The 19,187-nt window shown below is 48.1% G+C and carries 18 protein-coding genes and 2 tRNA genes; 8 read left to right on the forward strand and 12 right to left on the reverse strand.

The annotated features are described in order from the left end of the window. Window positions 1-4 precede the first annotated feature (4 nt). From prmA to purD, 6 genes are all read left to right on the forward strand, one after another. Window positions 5-886 carry a 50S ribosomal protein L11 methyltransferase gene (gene prmA, locus EGC76_RS10755; RefSeq protein WP_128353010.1) on the forward strand — a complete coding sequence of 294 codons (882 nt, stop codon included), beginning with the start codon at window positions 5-7 and terminating at the stop codon, window positions 884-886. 124 nt (window positions 887-1,010) lie between these two features. Continuing rightward, window positions 1,011-1,976: a tRNA dihydrouridine synthase DusB gene (gene dusB / locus EGC76_RS10760; protein ID WP_128353011.1), complete on the forward strand. Its 966-nt coding sequence runs from the start codon at window positions 1,011-1,013 to the stop codon at window positions 1,974-1,976. Between the two features lie 18 nt (window positions 1,977-1,994). Then, entirely contained in the window at window positions 1,995-2,288 is a 294-nt protein-coding gene (gene fis, locus EGC76_RS10765) for a DNA-binding transcriptional regulator Fis (RefSeq protein WP_128353012.1), read from the forward strand. Window positions 2,289-2,357: 69 nt separating this feature from the next. Continuing rightward, entirely contained in the window at window positions 2,358-3,926 is a 1,569-nt protein-coding gene (purH, locus tag EGC76_RS10770; RefSeq protein ID WP_128353013.1) for a bifunctional phosphoribosylaminoimidazolecarboxamide formyltransferase/IMP cyclohydrolase, read from the forward strand. 69 nt (window positions 3,927-3,995) lie between these two features. Continuing rightward, entirely contained in the window at window positions 3,996-4,847 is an 852-nt protein-coding gene (locus EGC76_RS10775) for a class I SAM-dependent methyltransferase (protein ID WP_425466323.1), read from the forward strand. A gap of 8 nt (window positions 4,848-4,855) precedes the next feature. Continuing rightward, window positions 4,856-6,145, forward strand: a complete 1,290-nt coding sequence (gene purD / locus EGC76_RS10780; protein ID WP_128353014.1) for a phosphoribosylamine--glycine ligase — start codon at window positions 4,856-4,858, stop codon at window positions 6,143-6,145. Between the two features lie 26 nt (window positions 6,146-6,171). On the opposite strand, the gene EGC76_RS10785 is transcribed toward purD, so the two are convergent. From EGC76_RS10785 to EGC76_RS10800, 4 genes are all read right to left on the reverse strand, one after another. Continuing rightward, window positions 6,172-6,537, reverse strand: a complete 366-nt coding sequence (locus tag EGC76_RS10785) for a MaoP family protein (protein WP_128353015.1) — start codon at window positions 6,535-6,537, stop codon at window positions 6,172-6,174. A 129-nt stretch (window positions 6,538-6,666) separates the two neighbouring features. Further along, on the reverse strand, window positions 6,667-8,859 hold the full coding sequence (locus EGC76_RS10790) for a TonB-dependent receptor domain-containing protein (protein ID WP_128353016.1): 2,193 nt from the start codon (window positions 8,857-8,859) through the stop codon (window positions 6,667-6,669). A gap of 2 nt (window positions 8,860-8,861) precedes the next feature. Then, window positions 8,862-10,946 (reverse strand): cytochrome D1 domain-containing protein, encoded by a 2,085-nt coding sequence (locus tag EGC76_RS10795; RefSeq protein WP_128353017.1) that lies wholly within the window; start codon window positions 10,944-10,946, stop codon window positions 8,862-8,864. A gap of 125 nt (window positions 10,947-11,071) precedes the next feature. Continuing rightward, a complete protein-coding gene (locus EGC76_RS10800; protein WP_128353018.1) occupies window positions 11,072-12,358 on the reverse strand; it encodes an acetyl-CoA hydrolase/transferase family protein in 1,287 nt (428 codons plus the stop codon). A gap of 59 nt (window positions 12,359-12,417) precedes the next feature. On the opposite strand from EGC76_RS10800, the gene EGC76_RS10805 reads away from it, so the two are divergent. Together EGC76_RS10805 and EGC76_RS10810 are read left to right on the forward strand one after the other, a co-directional pair. After that, entirely contained in the window at window positions 12,418-12,789 is a 372-nt protein-coding gene (locus tag EGC76_RS10805) for a DUF423 domain-containing protein (protein ID WP_128353019.1), read from the forward strand. Beyond that, window positions 12,789-13,199 carry a hypothetical protein gene (locus EGC76_RS10810; RefSeq protein WP_128353020.1) on the forward strand — a complete coding sequence of 137 codons (411 nt, stop codon included), beginning with the start codon at window positions 12,789-12,791 and terminating at the stop codon, window positions 13,197-13,199. The genes EGC76_RS10805 and EGC76_RS10810 overlap by 1 nt, the downstream gene beginning before the upstream one ends. A 41-nt stretch (window positions 13,200-13,240) precedes the next feature. Here EGC76_RS10810 and EGC76_RS10815 read toward each other — a convergent pair. The 8 genes from EGC76_RS10815 to EGC76_RS10850 form a co-directional block, all read right to left on the reverse strand. Then, a tRNA-Gly gene (locus EGC76_RS10815) sits at window positions 13,241-13,316 on the reverse strand. 34 nt (window positions 13,317-13,350) lie between these two features. Beyond that, window positions 13,351-14,565, reverse strand: a complete 1,215-nt coding sequence (gene arsJ / locus EGC76_RS10820) for an organoarsenical effux MFS transporter ArsJ (RefSeq protein ID WP_128353021.1) — start codon at window positions 14,563-14,565, stop codon at window positions 13,351-13,353. Continuing rightward, window positions 14,565-15,560 carry an ArsJ-associated glyceraldehyde-3-phosphate dehydrogenase gene (locus EGC76_RS10825; protein ID WP_128353022.1) on the reverse strand — a complete coding sequence of 332 codons (996 nt, stop codon included), beginning with the start codon at window positions 15,558-15,560 and terminating at the stop codon, window positions 14,565-14,567. Before EGC76_RS10825 ends, arsJ begins: the two co-directional genes overlap by 1 nt. A gap of 10 nt (window positions 15,561-15,570) precedes the next feature. Then, complete coding sequence (gene arsB, locus EGC76_RS10830) at window positions 15,571-16,605, reverse strand: ACR3 family arsenite efflux transporter (RefSeq protein ID WP_128353023.1); 1,035 nt, start codon at window positions 16,603-16,605, stop codon at window positions 15,571-15,573. Next, window positions 16,592-17,317 carry a metalloregulator ArsR/SmtB family transcription factor gene (locus EGC76_RS10835; RefSeq protein WP_128353024.1) on the reverse strand — a complete coding sequence of 242 codons (726 nt, stop codon included), beginning with the start codon at window positions 17,315-17,317 and terminating at the stop codon, window positions 16,592-16,594. The genes arsB and EGC76_RS10835 overlap by 14 nt, the downstream gene beginning before the upstream one ends. 109 nt (window positions 17,318-17,426) lie before the next feature. Next, window positions 17,427-17,502 (reverse strand) — tRNA-Gly (locus tag EGC76_RS10840). A 47-nt stretch (window positions 17,503-17,549) separates the two neighbouring features. After that, window positions 17,550-17,843 (reverse strand): hypothetical protein, encoded by a 294-nt coding sequence (locus tag EGC76_RS10845; RefSeq protein ID WP_128353025.1) that lies wholly within the window; start codon window positions 17,841-17,843, stop codon window positions 17,550-17,552. Then, a complete protein-coding gene (locus EGC76_RS10850; RefSeq protein ID WP_128353026.1) occupies window positions 17,840-19,162 on the reverse strand; it encodes a hypothetical protein in 1,323 nt (440 codons plus the stop codon). Before EGC76_RS10850 ends, EGC76_RS10845 begins: the two co-directional genes overlap by 4 nt. Window positions 19,163-19,187 lie beyond the last annotated feature (25 nt).

Here is a 19,187-nt window from a genome sequence, read left to right on the forward strand (position 1 = left end):
CCCCATGCCCTGGATTCAGCTAACCGTTTCTGCGCCCGAAAAGCATGCCCCACTGGTTGGGGATATGCTTGAGGGCAATGGTGCAATGGCGGTCACTTATCGCGATGCACAAGACAATCCTATTTTTGAACCCCCAATTGGCGAATTGATTTATTGGCAGGAAACCTTAGTTACTGGGTTATTTCCGGCCGAGACGGATTTAGCGCCGATTGTCGCGAACCTAAAAAAGTCGAGTTATTTCAAAGACGGGCTCAATTACAAAACTGACCAACTTGAAGACAAAGACTGGGAACGCGAGTGGATGGATAACTTTCATCCTATCCAATTCGGTAAACGCTTATGGGTGTGCCCAAGCTGGCGTGAAATCCCAGAGCCAGATGCAGTGAATATTATGCTCGACCCCGGCATGGCTTTTGGTACCGGTACGCATCCAACAACAGCGCTTTGCCTAGGCTGGCTTGATGGACAAGAGTTAAGTGCAAAAACTGTGGTCGATTTTGGCTGTGGTTCTGGCATTCTAGCGATTGGAGCCTTGTTACTTGGCGCAAAGCGCGCAGTTGGTATCGATATCGACCAGCAAGCTTTGATTGCGAGTAAAGAAAATGCGCAGCGCAACGGTGTTGCTCAACAGCTCGAAGTTTATTTACCTAGCAACCAACCCACCTTAAAAGCGGATGTTGTGGTTGCAAATATTCTTGCTGGCCCCTTGCAAGAACTCGCCAATGTGATCACCGATTATGTTGCCGATAATGGTGAATTGGTCATGTCAGGTATTCTTGAGCGTCAGATACCTGCTGTTCAGGCTGCGTATCAAGATAAATTCGTATTTAGCCCGCCCAGCATCAAAGAAGGCTGGGTTATGCTGCACGCAAAGCGCAAACAGTAATAATCCAGCAGTTTGTCAAGAGCAAAAAGTACAAAAAAGGCGGCTTTTGTACAAATTACAGCCTTTTCTTTAGCCGCCAAATTCCCTAAAATTTCCCACCCTTAAGTTGGACAGTTTTTAACCGATGCGGATCGGACCATATCATTTAGAAAATCCGGTGATACTCGCGCCAATGGCGGGAGTAACAGACCTCCCCTTCCGGCGTTTATGTCGTGAACTTGGGGCTGGCTTGACGGTGTCTGAAATGCTTTCGAGTAATCCGTTGGTTTGGGATACCAAAAAGTCACGTGACCGAATGGAGCACGCCGATGAACCCGGTATCCGTGCTGTCCAAATTGCTGGATCAGAACCTGATTTGATGGCTGCAGCGGCCGTTCATAATGTTGGGAATGGCGCGCAGATTATTGATATCAATATGGGTTGCCCTGCAAAGAAGGTGAATAAAAAGCTGGCTGGCTCAGCTTTGCTGCAATACCCCGAATTGGTTGAAGAGATATTAACCGCGGTAGTTGCAGCAGTGGATGTGCCGGTCACATTGAAAATACGTACCGGTTGGGATCCTGAGCATCGCAATGGTATCGAAATTGCTAAGCTTGCTGAACGGCTTGGCATTCAGTCGTTAGCGGTGCACGGGCGAACTCGCGCATGCATGTACAAGGGCAATGCTGAGTACGACACGATTCGGGCGATTAAAGCCGCAGTGCGTATTCCAGTTGTTGCCAACGGTGACATTACGTCACCACAGAAAGCTAAACAGGTTCTTGAATACACTGGCGCCGACGCCATTATGATTGGTCGAGGCGCTCAGGGAAATCCATGGTTGTTTCGCGAAATTGCGCATTATTTGGCAACTGGCGAGCAACTACCGGCGCCAAGTGCAGACGAAGTTCGAACTGTCGTGCTACGACATGTTCATAACTTGCATCAGCATTATGGCGAGTTCACCGGCATTCGGATTGCCCGAAAACACGTGGGCTGGTACTTACAACAGCAGCAGCCCGCGTCAGCATTTCGTAGGGAGTTTGTTAGTATTGAACATGCTAATGAACAAATCGAAGCCCTGACGAAGTTTTTTGCAACAGTAAACTAGAAGAGATAGAGCGCACCTATGTTTGATCAAAACGCAAATCGTGACCCGATTTCTCCATTTACCACTCTTGGTAATAACGCTCAACCGAAGCCATTACGTGACTCGGTTAAGCAGGCATTGAACTCATTTTTAAAGCAACTTGATGGGCATGACCCAGAAGAGCTTTATGAATTGGTGTTAGCTGAGCTCGAAGCTCCGCTTTTGGAAGAGGTCATGACCTATACGCGTGGTAATCAAACCCGCGCTGCGACAATGCTTGGCATCAACCGCGGCACGCTGCGTAAAAAGCTGAAAAAGTACGGCATGAATTAATTGCCCCCTGAAAAAGAGCGCCTGGTGTGCTCTTTTTTTCTTTGAAAACATCGAAAAGGTATAGCAACCATGCAACATCGTCCCATTCATCGCGCCCTTTTAAGTGTTTCTGACAAAACCGGTATCGTCGCTTTCGCACAAGCGCTCGTGCAACGTGGCGTCGCAATTTTATCAACTGGCGGAACAGCAAAATTATTACGTGAAAACCAGGTTCCCGTAACGGATGTGTCAGAGCATACGGGGCAGCCTGAAATCATGGATGGCCGTGTGAAGACGCTTCACCCGAAAATTCATGGCGGTATTCTAGGGCGCCGCGATATCGATCAACAGGTGATGACCGAGCAAAACATCGCCCCTATCGATTTGGTTGCCGTGAACCTGTACCCGTTCGCAGAAACAGTTGCCGATCCGCATTGCAGCCATGCTGATGCCGTTGAAAATATTGATATTGGTGGGCCGACCATGGTGCGCGCTGCAGCTAAAAATCATCGCGATGTGACCATTGTGGTTAATGCGAGTGATTATGACCGCGTAATTGCGGAAATGGATGCAAACAGCAATAGCCTTACCTTTGATACGCGTTTTGATCTTGCCATCAAGGCATTCGAACACACTGCACAATATGACGGTATGATTGCCAATTATTTCGGCGCGCGCTTGCCACAGCAAGAAAGCAAGTTTCCGCGCACGTTCAATGCACAATTCGAGAAGAAGCAAGATTTGCGTTACGGTGAAAACAGCCATCAACAAGCCGCTTTTTACGTTGAAGCAAAGCCAGCCGAAGCATCTGTTGCGACTGCCACACAAATTCAAGGTAAAGCACTGTCGTTCAACAATATAGCCGACACCGACGCTGCGCTTGAGTGCGTGAAGTCTTTTCAGCAACCTGCATGCGTTATTGTTAAACATGCAAATCCGTGCGGTGTTGCGATTGGTGAGAATGCGTTGGATGCTTACCAACGGGCTTTTAAAACCGATCCGACTTCGGCATTTGGCGGCATCATTGCATTTAATCGCGAATTAGACGCTGAAACAGCTAAAGCGATAGTTGAGCGTCAGTTTGTTGAGGTGATTATTGCACCAACGGTCAGCTCTGCAGCGCGCGACGTTGTTGCGACAAAAGCTAACGTTCGTTTACTTGAGTGCGGCCAATGGCCAGCTGAGCGCGCAAATAGTCTCGACTTTAAGCGCGTTAACGGCGGTTTATTAGTGCAAGACAGCGATCACGGCGAAGTTGCGCTAGCTGACCTTAAAGTGGTTACCACTAAGCAACCTAGCGATGCTGAAATGGAAGACTTGCTGTTCTGCTGGAAAGTCGCCAAGTTTGTTAAATCGAACGCCATTGTTTATGCCCGCGATGGCATGACAATAGGCGTTGGTGCCGGACAAATGAGTCGTGTTTACAGTGCGAAAATAGCTGGAATTAAGGCGGCTGACGAGAACTTAGAAGTGCCGGGTTCAGTGATGGCATCAGACGCGTTCTTTCCATTTCGCGATGGTATTGATGCAGCCGCAGCAGCGGGTATCACAGCAATTATTCAACCAGGCGGTTCTATTCGTGATGAAGAAATTATTGCCGCAGCAAACGAACACGGTATAGCCATGGTATTTACCGGCATGCGTCATTTCCGTCACTAGTCGGATTCGTTTGCCCAATGTGCCAGCACGGTTTAGGATGAAAGCATCTTTCATGTTAGGAGCAAGACAATGACTGTTCACAGCCGTATGTTTAATTTCCTCGTTATTCCTCTTACCGTGTTGGGGCTAACTGCCTGCTCTGAGCCAACCGCATCGGCGGTGGCTCAGGACAACGCACTGGAACAAGCCGTGCAAGCCGAATCCAGACAAGACACCAACAAAGCACGTGATAAATTCCGAAATCCACAACAAACCTTGGCCTTCTTTGGCATTCGCCCAAATATGACCGTTGTGGAAGTATCGCCGGGTGGCGGCTGGTACACGGAAATTCTTGCGCCTTATTTAAAGCAAGATGGTTTGCTGTACGCTGCTCATTTCCCAGCTGACAGTTCAAGTGGATATTACGCGCGCTCGCGCCAGGCTTTTGTAGAGCGCGTTACCAATGATGCTAATTTTGCCAACATTGTCGTCACGGAGTTTGCCCCGTTTAGCGAAACAGAAATTGCGCCGCCAGGTAGCGCGGATATGGTGCTTACCTTCCGTAACCTACATAATTGGTATATGAATGGCGGCGATGAAGCCGTGCAAAATGCATTCTTGCAATTCTACACGGCGTTAAAGCCCGGTGGCGTACTCGGCGTTGTCGATCATCGTCTACCTGAAAACCGCCCGGATACGGATATGGCGAGCTCTGGCTACATGAAAGAAAATTTTGCCGTAGCTATGGCTGAAGCTGTTGGGTTTGAACTTGTTGAGCGCAGTGAAATTAATAGTAATCCGAGAGACACTGCTGACCACCCACGCGGTGTTTGGACACTACCACCCACACTGCGTTTAGGTGATGAAAACCGCGATACTTACAGCGCTATTGGTGAAAGTGACCGTTTTACCCTTAAATTTGTGAAACCTAAAACTGACTGAGAGAGTTCATGAACGTATTGGTTATTGGCGGCGGCGGCCGCGAACATGCTTTAGCATGGAAAGCTGCGCAAGCAACTAATGTACAAACTGTTTATGTGGCGCCTGGCAATGCCGGAACAGCAACTGAAGCCAAGCTGGAAAATGTAGCAATTGCTGCGGATGATGTTGACGGCTTACTTGCCTTCGCCAAAGATAAACAGATTGAAATGACGATTGTTGGGCCTGAAGCGCCATTAGTGCTGGGTGTGGTTGATCGCTTTTTGGAAGCCGGACTGACGATTTTTGGACCAACTCAAGCTGCAGCGCAGCTTGAAGGTTCAAAAGCATTTAGCAAAGACTTTTTGGCCCGCCACAATATTCCAACCGCAGCCTACGGTACCTTTACTGAGGTGGAAGCTGCAAAGCAATACGTTCAGCAACAGGGCACGCCTATAGTTATCAAGGCTGATGGCTTAGCTGCGGGTAAGGGTGTAATTATCGCTCAGACCCAACAAGAAGCCTTTAACGCCATTGATGATATGCTGGCAGGCAACCGTTTTGGTGATGCTGGCAGCCGTGTTGTGGTTGAAGAATTCTTGGTTGGTGAAGAGGCTAGCTTTATTGTCATGGTTGATGGCAAAACGGCATTGCCATTTGCATCCAGCCAAGACCACAAAGCCCGTGATAACGGCGATAAAGGGCCGAATACAGGCGGTATGGGCGCTTACTCTCCAGCGCCAGTCGTGACCCCGATGGTTCACGACTGGGTGATGCAGCATGTTATTGAGCCAACTGTGCGCGGCATGGCGGCTGAAGGGCATCCATACACTGGCTTTCTCTATGCCGGATTGATGATTGCGCCCGATGGTACAGCTAAGGTTCTTGAGTTTAACTGCCGTTTTGGTGACCCAGAAACACAGCCGATTATGATGCGCCTGCGCTCCGATCTAGTCGCATTATGTCAGGCTGCTTGCGCTGGTGAACTAGCTGGGAAATCAATCGACTTTGACCCACGTGCAACCGTTGGTGTTGTCATGGCTGCTGGTGGGTATCCAGAGAGTTATAACAAAGGAGATGTCATTATTGGCATCGATGCTGCCGAAGCCAATGGCGCCAAAGTATTTCAGGCCGGAACAAAACTTAACGCTGATGGCGATTTAGTCACTGCCGGTGGTCGAGTACTCTGCGTTACGGCAATTGGTGACAGTGTTACCGAAGCACAGCAACAGGCTTATGCTGCGGTGCAGAAAATTAACTGGGATAACGTTTATTATCGCACTGATATTGCACATCGCGCGATTAAACGAGAACAGAAATAAAAAAACGCGCCGAAAGGCGCGTTTTTTTAGTCTTCTACAACTAAATCGTCGTCGTCAGAAACACTCACTTCAAACGCATCATCAGTATAGCGGCTGCGACCATACATACTGCCAACTTTCGGGCGATTGATACGCGCCTGATATTTTGACCATGCTTTTTCGACAGCTGTATCTGCAGCTTTTTCGCCACGAGCTACAGCAAGTAGAGACTGCTCTTCTGCTGACTCTGGTTCAAGCTCACCACTCATCAACGCCGCAATCAAACTGCCGTGTTTTGCCAACAGCTCACTTTCGCGAATTGAAAAGTCGCCCGAACGAGCAAAGCCATACGGGTAGTTTTTGAAGTCGTTAAACGCCTTCATAATAATTTGATCACGGTTCATTGTTGCCATTGTGTGCCCATCCTCCAGACCAACAACTACAGGTAAAGGGTAACGCTTCATTGCGTCACTGACGATATAGAGGCGAAAGCCTAAGTTGTCAACAATTTTTCGCAAAATTTATATTTTTAAAACCAATAATTAGAACCGATAATAAGCCGCAAAACCTATACTCCGCCCCGCCTCGGCAAGTACCGGTAGCGATGGATCGTTCTCTGATAAACCACTTACACGAGCATTGCGCCAATATTTCCGGTCGGTCAGATTAAACAGCCCAACGGTTACGTTTAAATCATCATTCAGGTACCAACTGGAGAGCCAGTCGATGGTGGCATATCCAGGTGTCGAAAATAATGGCGCATCTGACTCATCGAATAATTCCCGTTGTCCGCGTACAGCGGTTGCAATCAGGCGTGTATCCCAAGTACTGCTTTGATACTGAAGCTCTGCAATAACGCGCGGCGGCGCAACGTCAGCAATATCACGACCGGATTCACGGTCTTCGCCGCGACTGTATTCAGCAGTAATTGCCGTTGACCACGATGAATTCCAGCGTTGCTCCCAATTCCCTTCAATACCTTCTATGACTACCTTTTCACGGTTGATCGACTGGAATATCAATAATTGCCGCACTGGATCGAACCCCAATGAAGCGCGACTTTGGATAAATTCACTGTAGCGGTTGTGATAGGCAGTCAATGACCATGAACTATCTGTATCCCGACCTCTGAAACCGGTTTCAAAGGCATACCCACGTTCAGCCTTGAGGTCAGGGTTAGCAATAGCAAGAACATTAAACTGCGGGTAATAGAGCCCAATATTCACATCAGAAAATGGTGGCGCGCGGTAACCACGCGCATACTGCGCAAACCACTCACTATTATCGGTCACTGACCAGATTACACCGAGCTTGGGCAACCATGCGTCATGCGTTAAGTCGGTCACTTCCGAGTTCGGATAGCGCTCTGCAAACAGTGCGTCATCTTGAGTGCGCAAACGGTAATGTTCATAGCGCAGACCGGGGCTTACCACCGGCCCATCATTCCACAACTGAAATTCGTCATGAATGTAGATACCGAGTTCAGTGACTCGACTGCGTGGGAAGTCGCGTAATGGGAAAGTTTCGCCAAGCAACGTTTTGGTTGTTACACCCGTGGTTAAATTGGTTTGTGCTGCATCGCGCTGGTCTTCAAGTGTTGAACTTGCCAACTCAAAACCGTAACCAATACGGTGGCGCGTTCCTGCAATATAAGCATCACTTTCTAAGTCAGCCCCCACCCCAGCGGTAACCTGCTCGAAATCGAATAAGCGCTCAATATCAAGGGGTTCCGGCAGTAACATACGCTGCTCGAAAGAGTCTTGTTCAATTTCGCTAGCTTGGTAGTAAATGCGCCAACTGCCACGGTCGACCCAACCCAGCGGAGCCATATCTAATTCCCCAAGCAATCGGTGTTGTTGCCGGCTGTCATCGCCTATTAGACTTGTGGTGGCCGCAAGTCGGCCACTGCCGATAATTGACTGGATGTCCGTATCGCGTGACTCATTTAACGCATCAAGGGTAAATTGCCATTCTCCGAACTGGGTATCGGTTGCCGCACGCAGCAAAATGGCTTGTTGGCGTCGATGTTGCGCATCGCGTTTTTCAGCGGATAAATCAGCGGAGCGTACATCTTCTCCGTACTGCAATGCCCCTGCAAGCAATAAGCTCGTTCCGCCATCGGCGAACGCTGTAGCACCCGTGATATTCGCGCGATGACTATCACTATGCAGGCCACCCTGAAGGCGCGAGCCACGCTTGCCGTCACGTAATACGTCTTGCGCGTCTAACAAATGAACAGCCACAACGCCACCTAACGCTTTGCTGCCATACATCGTGGATGCCGGACCGCGTAATATTTCCACACGGCTGGCTAAACCGAGTTCGAGTAATCCTCGTCCGGTATTTGAATAGCTACCCACAGAAAAATGGTCAGCTACCGGTACTTGATCAATTACGACTGCGGTGCGGTTACCGCCAATACCGCGTATACGAAAACCGCTGTTACCAAACCGGCTATTATCGTCATCGAGGTCTACTCCTGGTTGATACCGCACTAAATCTGCGGCATTGATTACTAAATTACGTTGCAGGTCTTCTTCGCTAATAATACTCACGGTACCGGCAACTTCTGAAAGTTGCCGTGGTTGCCGGTGGGCAACCACGGTTATGGTTTCCATTACAGTTTCTTGCTGGTTTACTTCTGCTTCGTTCACGTCTTGTGGTAAAGCCAGTGTTGACTGAGGTATGAAACTCACCACCCCAGCCACAACACCAGCAATTGCTGTAAGTTTCACGCTTAATACACCTCGTTCCGTGTGTTGTAATTGTTGAACTTGCCTGTAGGCGTAATCATTTTTTCGCCTTTAATAACATGCTTCAGCTTGCGTGTTTTATCGTCAACGATAACGATGGCTGATTGCTCTTCTTGACCACTCCAAACTGAGAACCACACCTCGTCGCCAGCCATGTTGTACTCTGGCTGTACAATGCGTTTTGGCCCCTCACCTAAGTCTGCCCATTCGGCGATTGGCAATGTTTGGTAACCGGCTTCTAAGTCGTTGATGTTAAATACAGCAACAGACTGAGAAACTTTGGCATCAGGGTTAAACGGCGTATCTACCCAAAGATTTGTAGATTTCGGATGGGTTTTGATAAACAACGAACCACCACCTTGCCCTTCCAGCACACGGACGACCTTAAACGCATTGTCTTTGTGTTTTTCTGGGTCAGTGCCTATCAAGGTAATGTCCGCATTACCCAATGCACTGGTGGCCCACACAGGTCCATATTTCGGATCGATAAAGTTCGCGCCGCGGCCTGGATGAGGAATACGTTTAACCGGAATTAATGCTTCTAACTCACGGTCGAGCGCATCCACTACTGCGATGGTGTCGTTCTCGTTCGCAGCGGTCATAAAGTATCGGCCTGAACGATCCCAACCCCCGTCATGCAAAAACGGTGCAGCATCAATAGTGGTTACCTGCAAGTTATCGATGTCTGAATAATTAACCAGTTTTATTTGTCCGGTTTCTTTAACATTCACGATAAATTCAGGATGTTTATGCGAACCAACAATCGCTGCCACGCGAGGTTCTGGGTGGTACTCCTGAGTATCCACAGTCATGCCACGAGTCGACACGATTTTGTGCGGCTCAAGCGTTTGACCATCCATCAATACATAGTGCGGTGGCCAATAGGCGCCAGCAATGGCAATTTTGTCCTCATAGCCTTTGTAACGCGAGTTCTCAACGGAACGCGCTTCAAGGCCAATCTTAATTTCAGCAACCACTTGCGGTGGGTTCATGTATAAATCGATCAAGTCGATTTTGCCATCGCGACCTATCGTCGTGAAATAGCGGCCCGAGCTTGATGCGCGTGAAATATGCACGGCGTAGCCGGTTTTCACATAGTTGAGTACCTTCTTACTCGCACCGTCGATGATGGCAACTTCACCCGCATCGCGCAGAGTTACTGCAAACATGTTATCGACATCGTAATTATGCTGCGGCTTTTTCGGGCGGTCTTCTGGTTTCACATGAACAATCCACGAGCCTTTCATGTCTTTCATACCCCACTCGGGAGGTGTCGGTGGCTCGTGTTGCAGGAAGCGCGCCATCAGGTCAATGTCTTGTTCTGACAATTCCCCGGATGTGCCCCAGTTTGGCATACCACCTGGCGAGCCGAAGTTAATCAGCGCCTTCAGGTAGTCGGTGCCTTTTCGCTGCGTGATATCTGTAGTTAACGGAAGGCCTGTTGCGCCCTTACGCAATACACCATGACACCCCGCACAGCGTTGGAAATAGATTTCCTGCGCTTTTGCGAACTCTTCTTCACTGATATCTGGCGCACCCGGAGTGCGCATCATTTTGCCGCCAGAAACTGCTGACGGTGCGCCTTTGTAGGATATTTCCGCTGCCGTTGAGCCTTGGTGAGGCTGCCCTTCAGCGCGATCTTTTAACCCCAATTCTATCCGAACCTGTTCAACATCGTCGTCAGTAACCTTGCCGCCACTATTGCCCCAACTGCTCAGAACATAGTTAGCAATATCTGCAATATCGTCATCGCCAATATGCTGCATGGGTGGCATCATTGCATTGTACTTTTGGCCGTTTACTTCCAGTGGCCCTGACATACCTTGAAGAATGGTACGTACTACATGCAGTTTATCGCCCGTTACATTTGGGTTACCTGCAAGTGGGGGAAAAGCGCCCGGCAAACCTTTGCCGGTTGGCTGATGGCAAGCTTGGCAGTTAGCCTCGTAAGCCTTTTTTCCATCATCCGACGCATAAGCAACAGTGCTTCCGGCAGTCAGAAGCATCCCGGTTGCTACTGCGAGCATCGATAATTTCGGGTACAACTTTCTAACAACATTAGTTTTCATCAGACGTCCTCCTTTGGACATTGTCGATATAGGACTACCATGTCTGATGTTAAGCCTAGTCGATGATTAAATTTTGATCTATGTCACTAAGGAGAGTGTGGCTATTGGGCATTCGTGAGTACCTCCTAGGAGGTACGCACCTTAAGGCCCCAGTCGTTCCATGCTTGTTTGGCTAATTCTTCGCGAAACTGCGGTGCTGAAATATTAATCAATGCTTCGGCCCGTTCAGTTAAGCTTTTTGCGCGAAGATTGGCAACTCCAAACTCGGTCACCACATAGTGCACATGCGCACGGGTAGTCACTACACCTGCCCCCGGATTCAGCATGCTACTAATACGCGATACGGTGCCGCCACATGCGGTTGCGGGTAACGCAATCACCGACCGTCCACCCTCAGATAAGCTAGCGCCACGCACAAAATCCATCTGACCACCCACGCCTGAATATATTTTTGTTCCCATCGAGTCGGCGCAAACTTGGCCGCTTAAATCAATTTGCAGCGCGCTATTAATTGCCATCACTTGCTTGTTTTGTCGAATCACCGAAGTATCATTGGTATATTCAACATCCAAAAACGCCACTAACGGATTATCATCAACAAAGTCATAAAGTTGCTGACTACCCATTGCAAACGTGGTGACAATACGCCCACGATGCTTGCGTTTGCGCGAGTTGTTAATGACGCCGCTCTCTACCAGCGGCAACACGCCATCCGAAAACATCTCGGTATGGATGCCCAAGTCGCGATGATTGCCGAGACAACGAAGTGTCGCGTCTGGAATCGCGCCAATACCCATTTGCAAACAGTCGCCATCGTTGATGAGCGAGGCAACACGCTGGCCTATCTGTGTGGTGACGTCTGATTGTTTTGGTTGCGCATGCAGCGGCAACGGCGCTTCGAATTCAAAATAACGATCAATCTGTTTCAGTGAAATAAATGAGTCACCATGCGTACGCGGCATCCGCGGATTAATCCAAGCAATAACCTTGCGCGCTACTTGCAACGCTGCACGTGTCGCCTCAACTGAAATACCCAAACTGCAGTTGCCGTGTGCATCTGGCGCCGAAACTTGAATTAATACGGCATCAAGCTTTTGCTCACCGGAACGGAATAACTTCGGAATTTCTGACAAAAACATGGGGACATAATCGGCTAAGCCTTCATTAACAGCCGTTCGTGTTGATTTCCCGACAAAAAAAGCGCGCTGCCGTAAGTGGCCTTTTAATTGTGGATTATTCAATACTTCGCTGTGTTCAGTGTGCAACTGCAGCAAGGTTAGGTTATTTCGTTGCATGGCAACGTCAGCTAACCCATCGAGCAACTTGTAGGGGGTGGCCGCCATCGATTGACACCAGATAACATCGTTATCTTCGAGAATTTGCAACGCCTCATGCGCACTTTGAACGAGCATAGTGATTCCTTTTGGGGTACATTTTAACGGTCATTCATAAACCTGAGTTTAAACATAGTATGAAAGTATTCGTTATGCTCGGTGCAATCAATATGGCGTTGGGGGTAATTCTTGGCGCATTTGGGGCACATGGATTGCAGAAAATTATCAGCCCTGACATGCTCCAAGTGTTTCAAACAGGGGTGCAATACCAAATCTACCACGCTTTGGGCTTACTGATGGTGGCTGTACTGCTAATTCCTTACCCAAACGCATCTGGCCTGCGCACCGGAGGATGGATTATGTTGGCCGGAATTATCTTGTTTTCAGGTAGCCTGTACTTACTTGCGCTAACCGGAATCAAGTTCTTTGGCCCCATTACACCCATTGGCGGTGTCTGCTTTATTGTGGCTTGGATTTGGATTTTTTGGGCAATGCTCAAGGAGTTTTAATGAAGACGATGATGGGCGTAATAGGGATTATTCTTTGCATGCCCACCGCTTGGGCCAGCACCCCACAGTGGGAACCTTGCTGGTACGGTCAGGAGCTGACAGAGCAAGGTTGTCAGGGCTCTATTGCGTTATTGTCTGCTTACGATGCCAGGCAGGTGTTGCGAGCAAACAGTCGTTGGCGTTTGCCAACGCCAAAAGAAGTTGATGATTTAATCGCCACCGAGGGTTTTACCGCATTGCGCCAGCATGCAAGCAATACTAACGTAAGTCATATACTTACCGACGAGTTTATGGCACATGGTACAGAGTTTCTTACCACCACTGTGCATATCGAGAGCGGACGTACCGAACTGCAACCGTGGCGTAAACCCGTGTTAGTTATCTGGATAAATCTGGATAGGCCCGAATAAAAAAGCCCTGAAGCACTCAGTGCATTCAGGGCTTTAAATTTTGGAGCGAGAAACGAGATTCGAACTCGCGACCCCAACCTTGGCAAGGTTGTGCTCTACCAGCTGAGCTATTCTCGCATCAAATTAAGAGGGGGCATTCTATACATTGACCTCAAGATGTCAAGCGTTGCTCACGGTCAGGCAAAAAGCTAATCGCAATAGTGGACCACAGCAGCAAAACACAAGAAATGATCAAACAAGCAATTAAGCCCCACTGTTGGTAAACCCAGCCAGATAGCACGGTGCCAAGAAGTCGACCTGCAGCATTTGCCATATAATAAAAGCCCACATCCAATGACACCCCATCGGCGCGCGAGTACGAAACAATCAGAAAGCTATGCAATGACGAATTAATCGCAAATAACACCCCAAACAGACCCAAACCAAGCATGATACTGCTAGCAATCGGTAAGCTTTGCCATAACGCGAGCGCCAATAAAAAAGGGCTTACCGTGAGTAAGGCTCCCCATACCACCGCTTGTTCACGCGGTGCTGCCTCGCCACTTCGCGTAAATCTGGGCGCTAGCCCCTGCACAACACCATAACCGATAACCCACAAGGCCAAAAAGCTGCCAACCTGCCAATGACTCCAATTCAGTTGGCTTGCTAAAAATACGGGCAACGCAACGACAAACCAAATGTCTCGGGCGCCAAATAATAGGAAGCGTGCGCCTGATAAAATATTAATGGGTTTACTTTTTGAGAGTAAATCTGTGAATTTGGGTTTGAACTTAGCTTTGCCACTCTCTTTAGTTAGAAAGATCAGACTACTCACCCAAACCAACGCCAACATAATAGCCATCGCCAACACTGCGCCTTGAAAGCCGATAAGTGTTAACAGCAATCCACCTAGGAAGAAGCCAACGCCCTTCAAGGTGTTTTTGGAGCCGGTTAGCAGTGCAACCCATTTATACAATTGCCCTTGTTGGGAATCCGGTACCAACAACTTTATGGTGCTTTTAGCACTCATTTTGTTGAGATCTTTGGCAATTCCCGACAACGCTTGCGCAATCATGACCCACACCACACTAAGCATGGAGCTTGGTACAAGTAACATTGTCAGCGCAACTATTTGCACGCCTAAGCCAATATTCATGGTGCGGTTCAGGCCCCAACGCGCCCCAAGCCATCCACCAAACAGGTTGGTTACAATGCCGAAAAACTCATAAAACAAGAACAGCATTGCCACTTCAAGCGCGCTATATCCCAGTTGGTGAAAGTGCAAAACCACCAACATGCGTAGTGCACCATCGGTCAATGTGAACGCCCAATAGTTGCCCGTTACCAACATGTACTGACGAATTGCTGGGGATAGGTTGGCCAGCATCAGCCAACCATCTCGATCAATTCAACGGTGCGGTTGGCGTAACCCCATTCATTGTCATACCACGCATAGATTTTTACGTGAGTACCATTAATTACCTTGGTCGACAGCGCATCAATAATGCTCGAACGTGGGTCAGTTTTATAATCAATTGAAACCAATGGGCGCTCTTCATAGCCGAGAATACCTGCTAGCGGCCCATCTGCAGCATCTTTCAACCAACCATTGATTTCTTCCACCGAGGTTGGCTGATTTACCTCAAACACACAATCAGTCAGTGAGGCATTCGCTAACGGCACCCGAACCGCATGCCCATCGATTTTGCCTTTCAGTTCAGGGAATATTTCCACAATTGCGGTGGCCGACCCGGTCGAGGTTGGTATCAAACTCATACCGCACGCACGTGCGCGGCGTAAGTCTTTATGCGGCGCATCAAGAATACTTTGGGTGTTGGTCAAATCATGAATCGTGGTAATTGACGCGTGTTTAATACCAATCTTGTCCTGCAATACTTTAACCACTGGTGCCAAACAGTTGGTGGTACACGACGCTGCTGTGACAATACGATGTTTACTTGGGTCATATAAATGGTCGTTTACCCCAACCACAATATTGAGTGCGCCCGCCTCTTTCACCGGAGCGGATACCACAACACGCTTCACGCCCTGTGTAAGGTAGGTATTGAGCACTTCCACTGTTTTCATTTTGCCAGACGCTTCCAGCACGATGTCGCAACCGCTCCAATCATTCTCTGCAATGGTTTTGCACTGACTAAAGGCAATACGCTTATTACCTATGACCAGCTCCGAACCATCAGCCGCAGCTTCGTGCTGCCAGCGACCGTGTACCGAATCAAAATTTAGCAAATGTGCAAAGGTGGCCGCGTCGGCGCCTGGGTCATTAACTTTTACTATTTCTAGTGCCTGATTTTCCCAAGCAACGCGCAAGGCTAACCGCCCAATACGCCCTAATCCATTTATGCCTACTTTAATTGTCATGTGCTACTCCTTAATGAAACCAGTGCCGCGTTTTGTTGGCGAACCAAACCAGTGATAGCATAACAGGCACTTCCACAAGCACGCCGACTACGGTTGCTAGTGCAGCGCCTGAATGCAATCCAAACAGTGATATTGCCACCGCTACGGCAAGCTCAAAGAAATTTGATGTGCCAATTAAACATGCAGGCGCAGCGATTCTATGTGGCAGCTTGATTAGCAACGCGATAACAAAAGTAATCGCGAATATGCCGTAAGTTTGAATAAGCAATGGCGTCGCAATCATGGCGATGTCGAACGGCTTTTCAAACAATACCTCAGCTTGAAAACCAAACAGCAACACAACGGTCATCAATAGGCCAATAATAGACCATGGCTTCATCTTGGTATTGAATAAGCTCAAACTACTTTCAGGTTCTATATGCCGCAATTTTGCTTTTTTAGTTATTTCCTGGCGGGTATATATGCCCAGTAAAAGTGGGGCAATAACGTACAGAACAACACTTAACAGTAAAGTTTCCCACGGTATAAAAATATCCGTCACGCCGAGCAACAAAGCTGCGATAGGCGCGAAAGCAAAAATCATGATGACGTCGTTCACCGAAACTTGCACCAGAGTGTAGTTCGCGTCGCCGCGCGTTAACTGACTCCACACAAACACCATGGCGGTACAGGGCGCGACACCTAAAAGAATCACGCCAGCTAAATATTCGTTGGCAGTTTCTGGTTCAATAAAGTCAGCAAAAACTCCTTTAAAAAACAGCACCCCTAGAACTGTCATGGTGAAGGGTTTAATTAACCAATTCACCACAACCGTTAAAATTAACCCTCTGGGCTCACGCGCAATTTGCGTAACGGCAGCAAAGTTAACTTGCACCATTACTGGATAAATCATTAACCAGATAAGCACACCAACAACCAGATTTACTTGTGCAAATTCAGCTTTCGATAGCCATGCAAATACGCTTGGTACCAGATGACCAAGTAGCGTACCGGCAATGATTGCCAGCCCAACCCAAGCTGATAAAAAGCGTTCAAATACACCCATCTTTAACGTCCTTTTGAAGTTGAGGATTGTACTCTGCCGTTGTGGCGATGATGTGTCGCATCCAATCCGGCATACTTGGGTTTAGTTTATAATGCACCCAGCGCTGCTCTTTTCTATCAATCAGCAAACCGTACTCGCGCAATTGCGCAAGGTGTCTCGACACCTTGGGTTGTGACATCCCGGTTGCATCGACAAAATCACAAACACAAAGCTCATCATGTTTATCTAACATTAGGATCATTGTCAGCCGTAACGGGTCCGCCATAATCTTGAAAAAATCATGGGGAGTATTGAACAAATGAGGTTGCTGCAGGCTTTTGCGTATAATCAACAAAAACATGCGAATACGTTCACTCAATTCTTGAGCTGTTCGTTTGAACGCGTCAGCACGGCGGCTGGTAACTGGATCAGGGAAGTCCCACGCAATAAAGTTCATGCCTTGAAAGCTTGCCTGACATTCGGTGCGCGCTCTATCGCAAAGACTAATCACGTAATCGAACTTAGTATCTGGTAGCTCATCAAGTGATTTTGAGCGCAAACCGTCCGTTTTGATGTTAAGGCTTTGCAGCGCGGCTCGCGCTTCTGGCTCAACTTGACTCGGTGCCGTTCCAGCACTGTATATCTCTATCGTGTCGCCAGCAAACTGCCGCATGATTGCTTCAGCCATCACTGAGCGTGCTGAATTCGCAGTACATAGAAATAAAACTTTCATGAAATTGGGCTGCCTATACATTCGATTTTTCATATATATGGTAAATCGAATGTATTGGATAGGCAATAAAAAACCCGAAAGTTTTTAAGCTTTCGGGTTTTTTAGAATTTGGAGCGAGAAACGAGATTCGAACTCGCGACCCCAACCTTGGCAAGGTTGTGCTCTACCAGCTGAGCTATTCTCGCATGTGTTAACGAGGGCGTATTTTACGGATTCACCTGTTTTCGTCAACCTATTTTTTATCGTTTTGCGTTTGTTCGCTCGGTTTTTGAGCACCTGCGGAGCACCCCTCAGCCATTTTCCAAGCTATTGGAAATGGTGCTGCAACAGCATCACCTTGTTTATTTACGAAAACTAACGCGTTTCTTTCAACTGTGGTTAACCAATTGGTGATAACCTCAAATCGTACAATCCATTGGTGAAGTTCGCAGCGCAACTGCTGTAACGAAGAATTTTCGGGGCTTTGTGCTACCACAGGTGCTGATACCAAAACGAAAAATAACAGCAAGAACATGCGCATAATCATGACTTGTGCTCCTTTTCTTTACTTGCTGAAAGTTTGTGTTCGAGCCCTTCTAAGCGCTGCGGCTCTTCCCCTGGCATACTGATATAAAATGCATTACTTACTACAGGCATGCCATCGGGCATCACTTTGTTCTCAAATACCAACTCAATGCTCAATTTGGCCATATGACTGTCATGACGAAAAGATGGATTTAAAAACAAATCTGGCTTCACCCCATTGGTGGTTATTTCTTGTGGAAAATAGGCCGAGAGAACTTGAGCAATGCGTTTGCCAATAAGTCGTTTGTAATCTTGCTCATAGTCGCGCAATTTGGCATCAACCGGTAAATACCGGTACACCGAATAGGTAAGATAAGCTTCGGCAAACCGCGCCAGATCATCGCGGTTTCGCGCTGACGCGGCCTTTCCTAACACGCGTAAAATCGTATCTTTCGCATAATCCCTGAAACTCTCTCGCAGCGAGGTTAATGGCTGCCACTTCCGAGCCGTTAATATTGCCTTAGCGCAATTTCGAGCTCTGCCGTCCCAATCCTCATAAAGTTCAGACATGCTCGGTACACCGGAGCCGTGAACTTCAAGCAGCCACTGCTTCGCCGATTGGCTCATGCGCTCTTCAAAGTAGCCCTCAAACTTGCTAAACCGAGTCAACACCCCACGCATTTGTGCTTTGAAACCAGCTTCCATATGGAGTTGCAGCGGTAAAAAACGTTGATTCCGATCGCGGTTAAACGCCAGCATTTTTGCCACCACGCCGTTTAACACGCGCTCGTCATCATTCATTGATGCGCGCACAAGTGATTCAATGTAGAGATCGTAAAGTTGCTCGCGTGCTTGCTTGGCTTTGCGTCTTAAACGATACGGCTTGTAAGGAACATCTTGGGTTTGCTTTAAAAAGGTTTCATACGCAATGATGGTATTACGGCGTTCGGATAAAAAGAAATTACGCTGATGCGAGCGTACTTGCCGCCACGCAAAAAAAGCAAAACTGAAGAGTCTTTGTCCGCCCCACAACAATGGCGGTAGCAACCACCATATGTAGTTTGAAAACCAGCTACCCGGCAAGGAAAACGGTACAGCTGCTTGTTTTATTTCCAACTCTGTTAGTGCCTGCTCACTATCAACAGAAGGAGCGTACCAAACCAATTCCGCGAAGCTTCGCAAAGGTACCCAACGGTTAATATGCCAAGCAAGATATGCATCGTGCTCACCATACAGCGTTTCAATGCGCTTTTGATGATCAACAAAAGCTACGTATTTAGGCGGGCCAAAGGTGAACCCTAAAATGACTACCAAACCTCCAGCAATAAGAAGTTTCAACACGAGCTTAAGCTTCCTTGTTGTTATT

Origin of the sequence: Pseudidiomarina gelatinasegens, from assembly GCF_004025325.1 — a bacterium.
GTDB classification, from domain to species: Bacteria; Pseudomonadota; Gammaproteobacteria; order Enterobacterales; family Alteromonadaceae; genus Pseudidiomarina; species Pseudidiomarina gelatinasegens.

What these genes read in the sequence shown, in the direction of transcription:
- prmA (WP_128353010.1), top strand. Translation starts at nt 5, where the DNA reads ATGCCCTGGATTCAGCTAACCGTTTCTGCGCCCGAAAAGCATGCCCCA.
- dusB (WP_128353011.1), top strand. Translation starts at nt 1,011, where the DNA reads ATGCGGATCGGACCATATCATTTAGAAAATCCGGTGATACTCGCGCCA.
- fis (WP_128353012.1), top strand. Translation starts at nt 1,995, where the DNA reads ATGTTTGATCAAAACGCAAATCGTGACCCGATTTCTCCATTTACCACT.
- purH (WP_128353013.1), top strand. Translation starts at nt 2,358, where the DNA reads ATGCAACATCGTCCCATTCATCGCGCCCTTTTAAGTGTTTCTGACAAA.
- EGC76_RS10775 (WP_425466323.1), top strand. Translation starts at nt 3,996, where the DNA reads ATGACTGTTCACAGCCGTATGTTTAATTTCCTCGTTATTCCTCTTACC.
- purD (WP_128353014.1), top strand. Translation starts at nt 4,856, where the DNA reads ATGAACGTATTGGTTATTGGCGGCGGCGGCCGCGAACATGCTTTAGCA.
- EGC76_RS10785 (WP_128353015.1), bottom strand. Translation starts at nt 6,537, where the DNA reads ATGGCAACAATGAACCGTGATCAAATTATTATGAAGGCGTTTAACGAC.
- EGC76_RS10795 (WP_128353017.1), bottom strand. Translation starts at nt 10,946, where the DNA reads ATGAAAACTAATGTTGTTAGAAAGTTGTACCCGAAATTATCGATGCTC.
- EGC76_RS10800 (WP_128353018.1), bottom strand. Translation starts at nt 12,358, where the DNA reads ATGCTCGTTCAAAGTGCGCATGAGGCGTTGCAAATTCTCGAAGATAAC.
- EGC76_RS10805 (WP_128353019.1), top strand. Translation starts at nt 12,418, where the DNA reads ATGAAAGTATTCGTTATGCTCGGTGCAATCAATATGGCGTTGGGGGTA.
- EGC76_RS10810 (WP_128353020.1), top strand. Translation starts at nt 12,789, where the DNA reads ATGAAGACGATGATGGGCGTAATAGGGATTATTCTTTGCATGCCCACC.
- arsJ (WP_128353021.1), bottom strand. Translation starts at nt 14,565, where the DNA reads ATGCTGGCCAACCTATCCCCAGCAATTCGTCAGTACATGTTGGTAACG.
- EGC76_RS10825 (WP_128353022.1), bottom strand. Translation starts at nt 15,560, where the DNA reads ATGACAATTAAAGTAGGCATAAATGGATTAGGGCGTATTGGGCGGTTA.
- arsB (WP_128353023.1), bottom strand. Translation starts at nt 16,605, where the DNA reads ATGGGTGTATTTGAACGCTTTTTATCAGCTTGGGTTGGGCTGGCAATC.
- EGC76_RS10835 (WP_128353024.1), bottom strand. Translation starts at nt 17,317, where the DNA reads ATGAAAGTTTTATTTCTATGTACTGCGAATTCAGCACGCTCAGTGATG.
- EGC76_RS10845 (WP_128353025.1), bottom strand. Translation starts at nt 17,843, where the DNA reads ATGATTATGCGCATGTTCTTGCTGTTATTTTTCGTTTTGGTATCAGCA.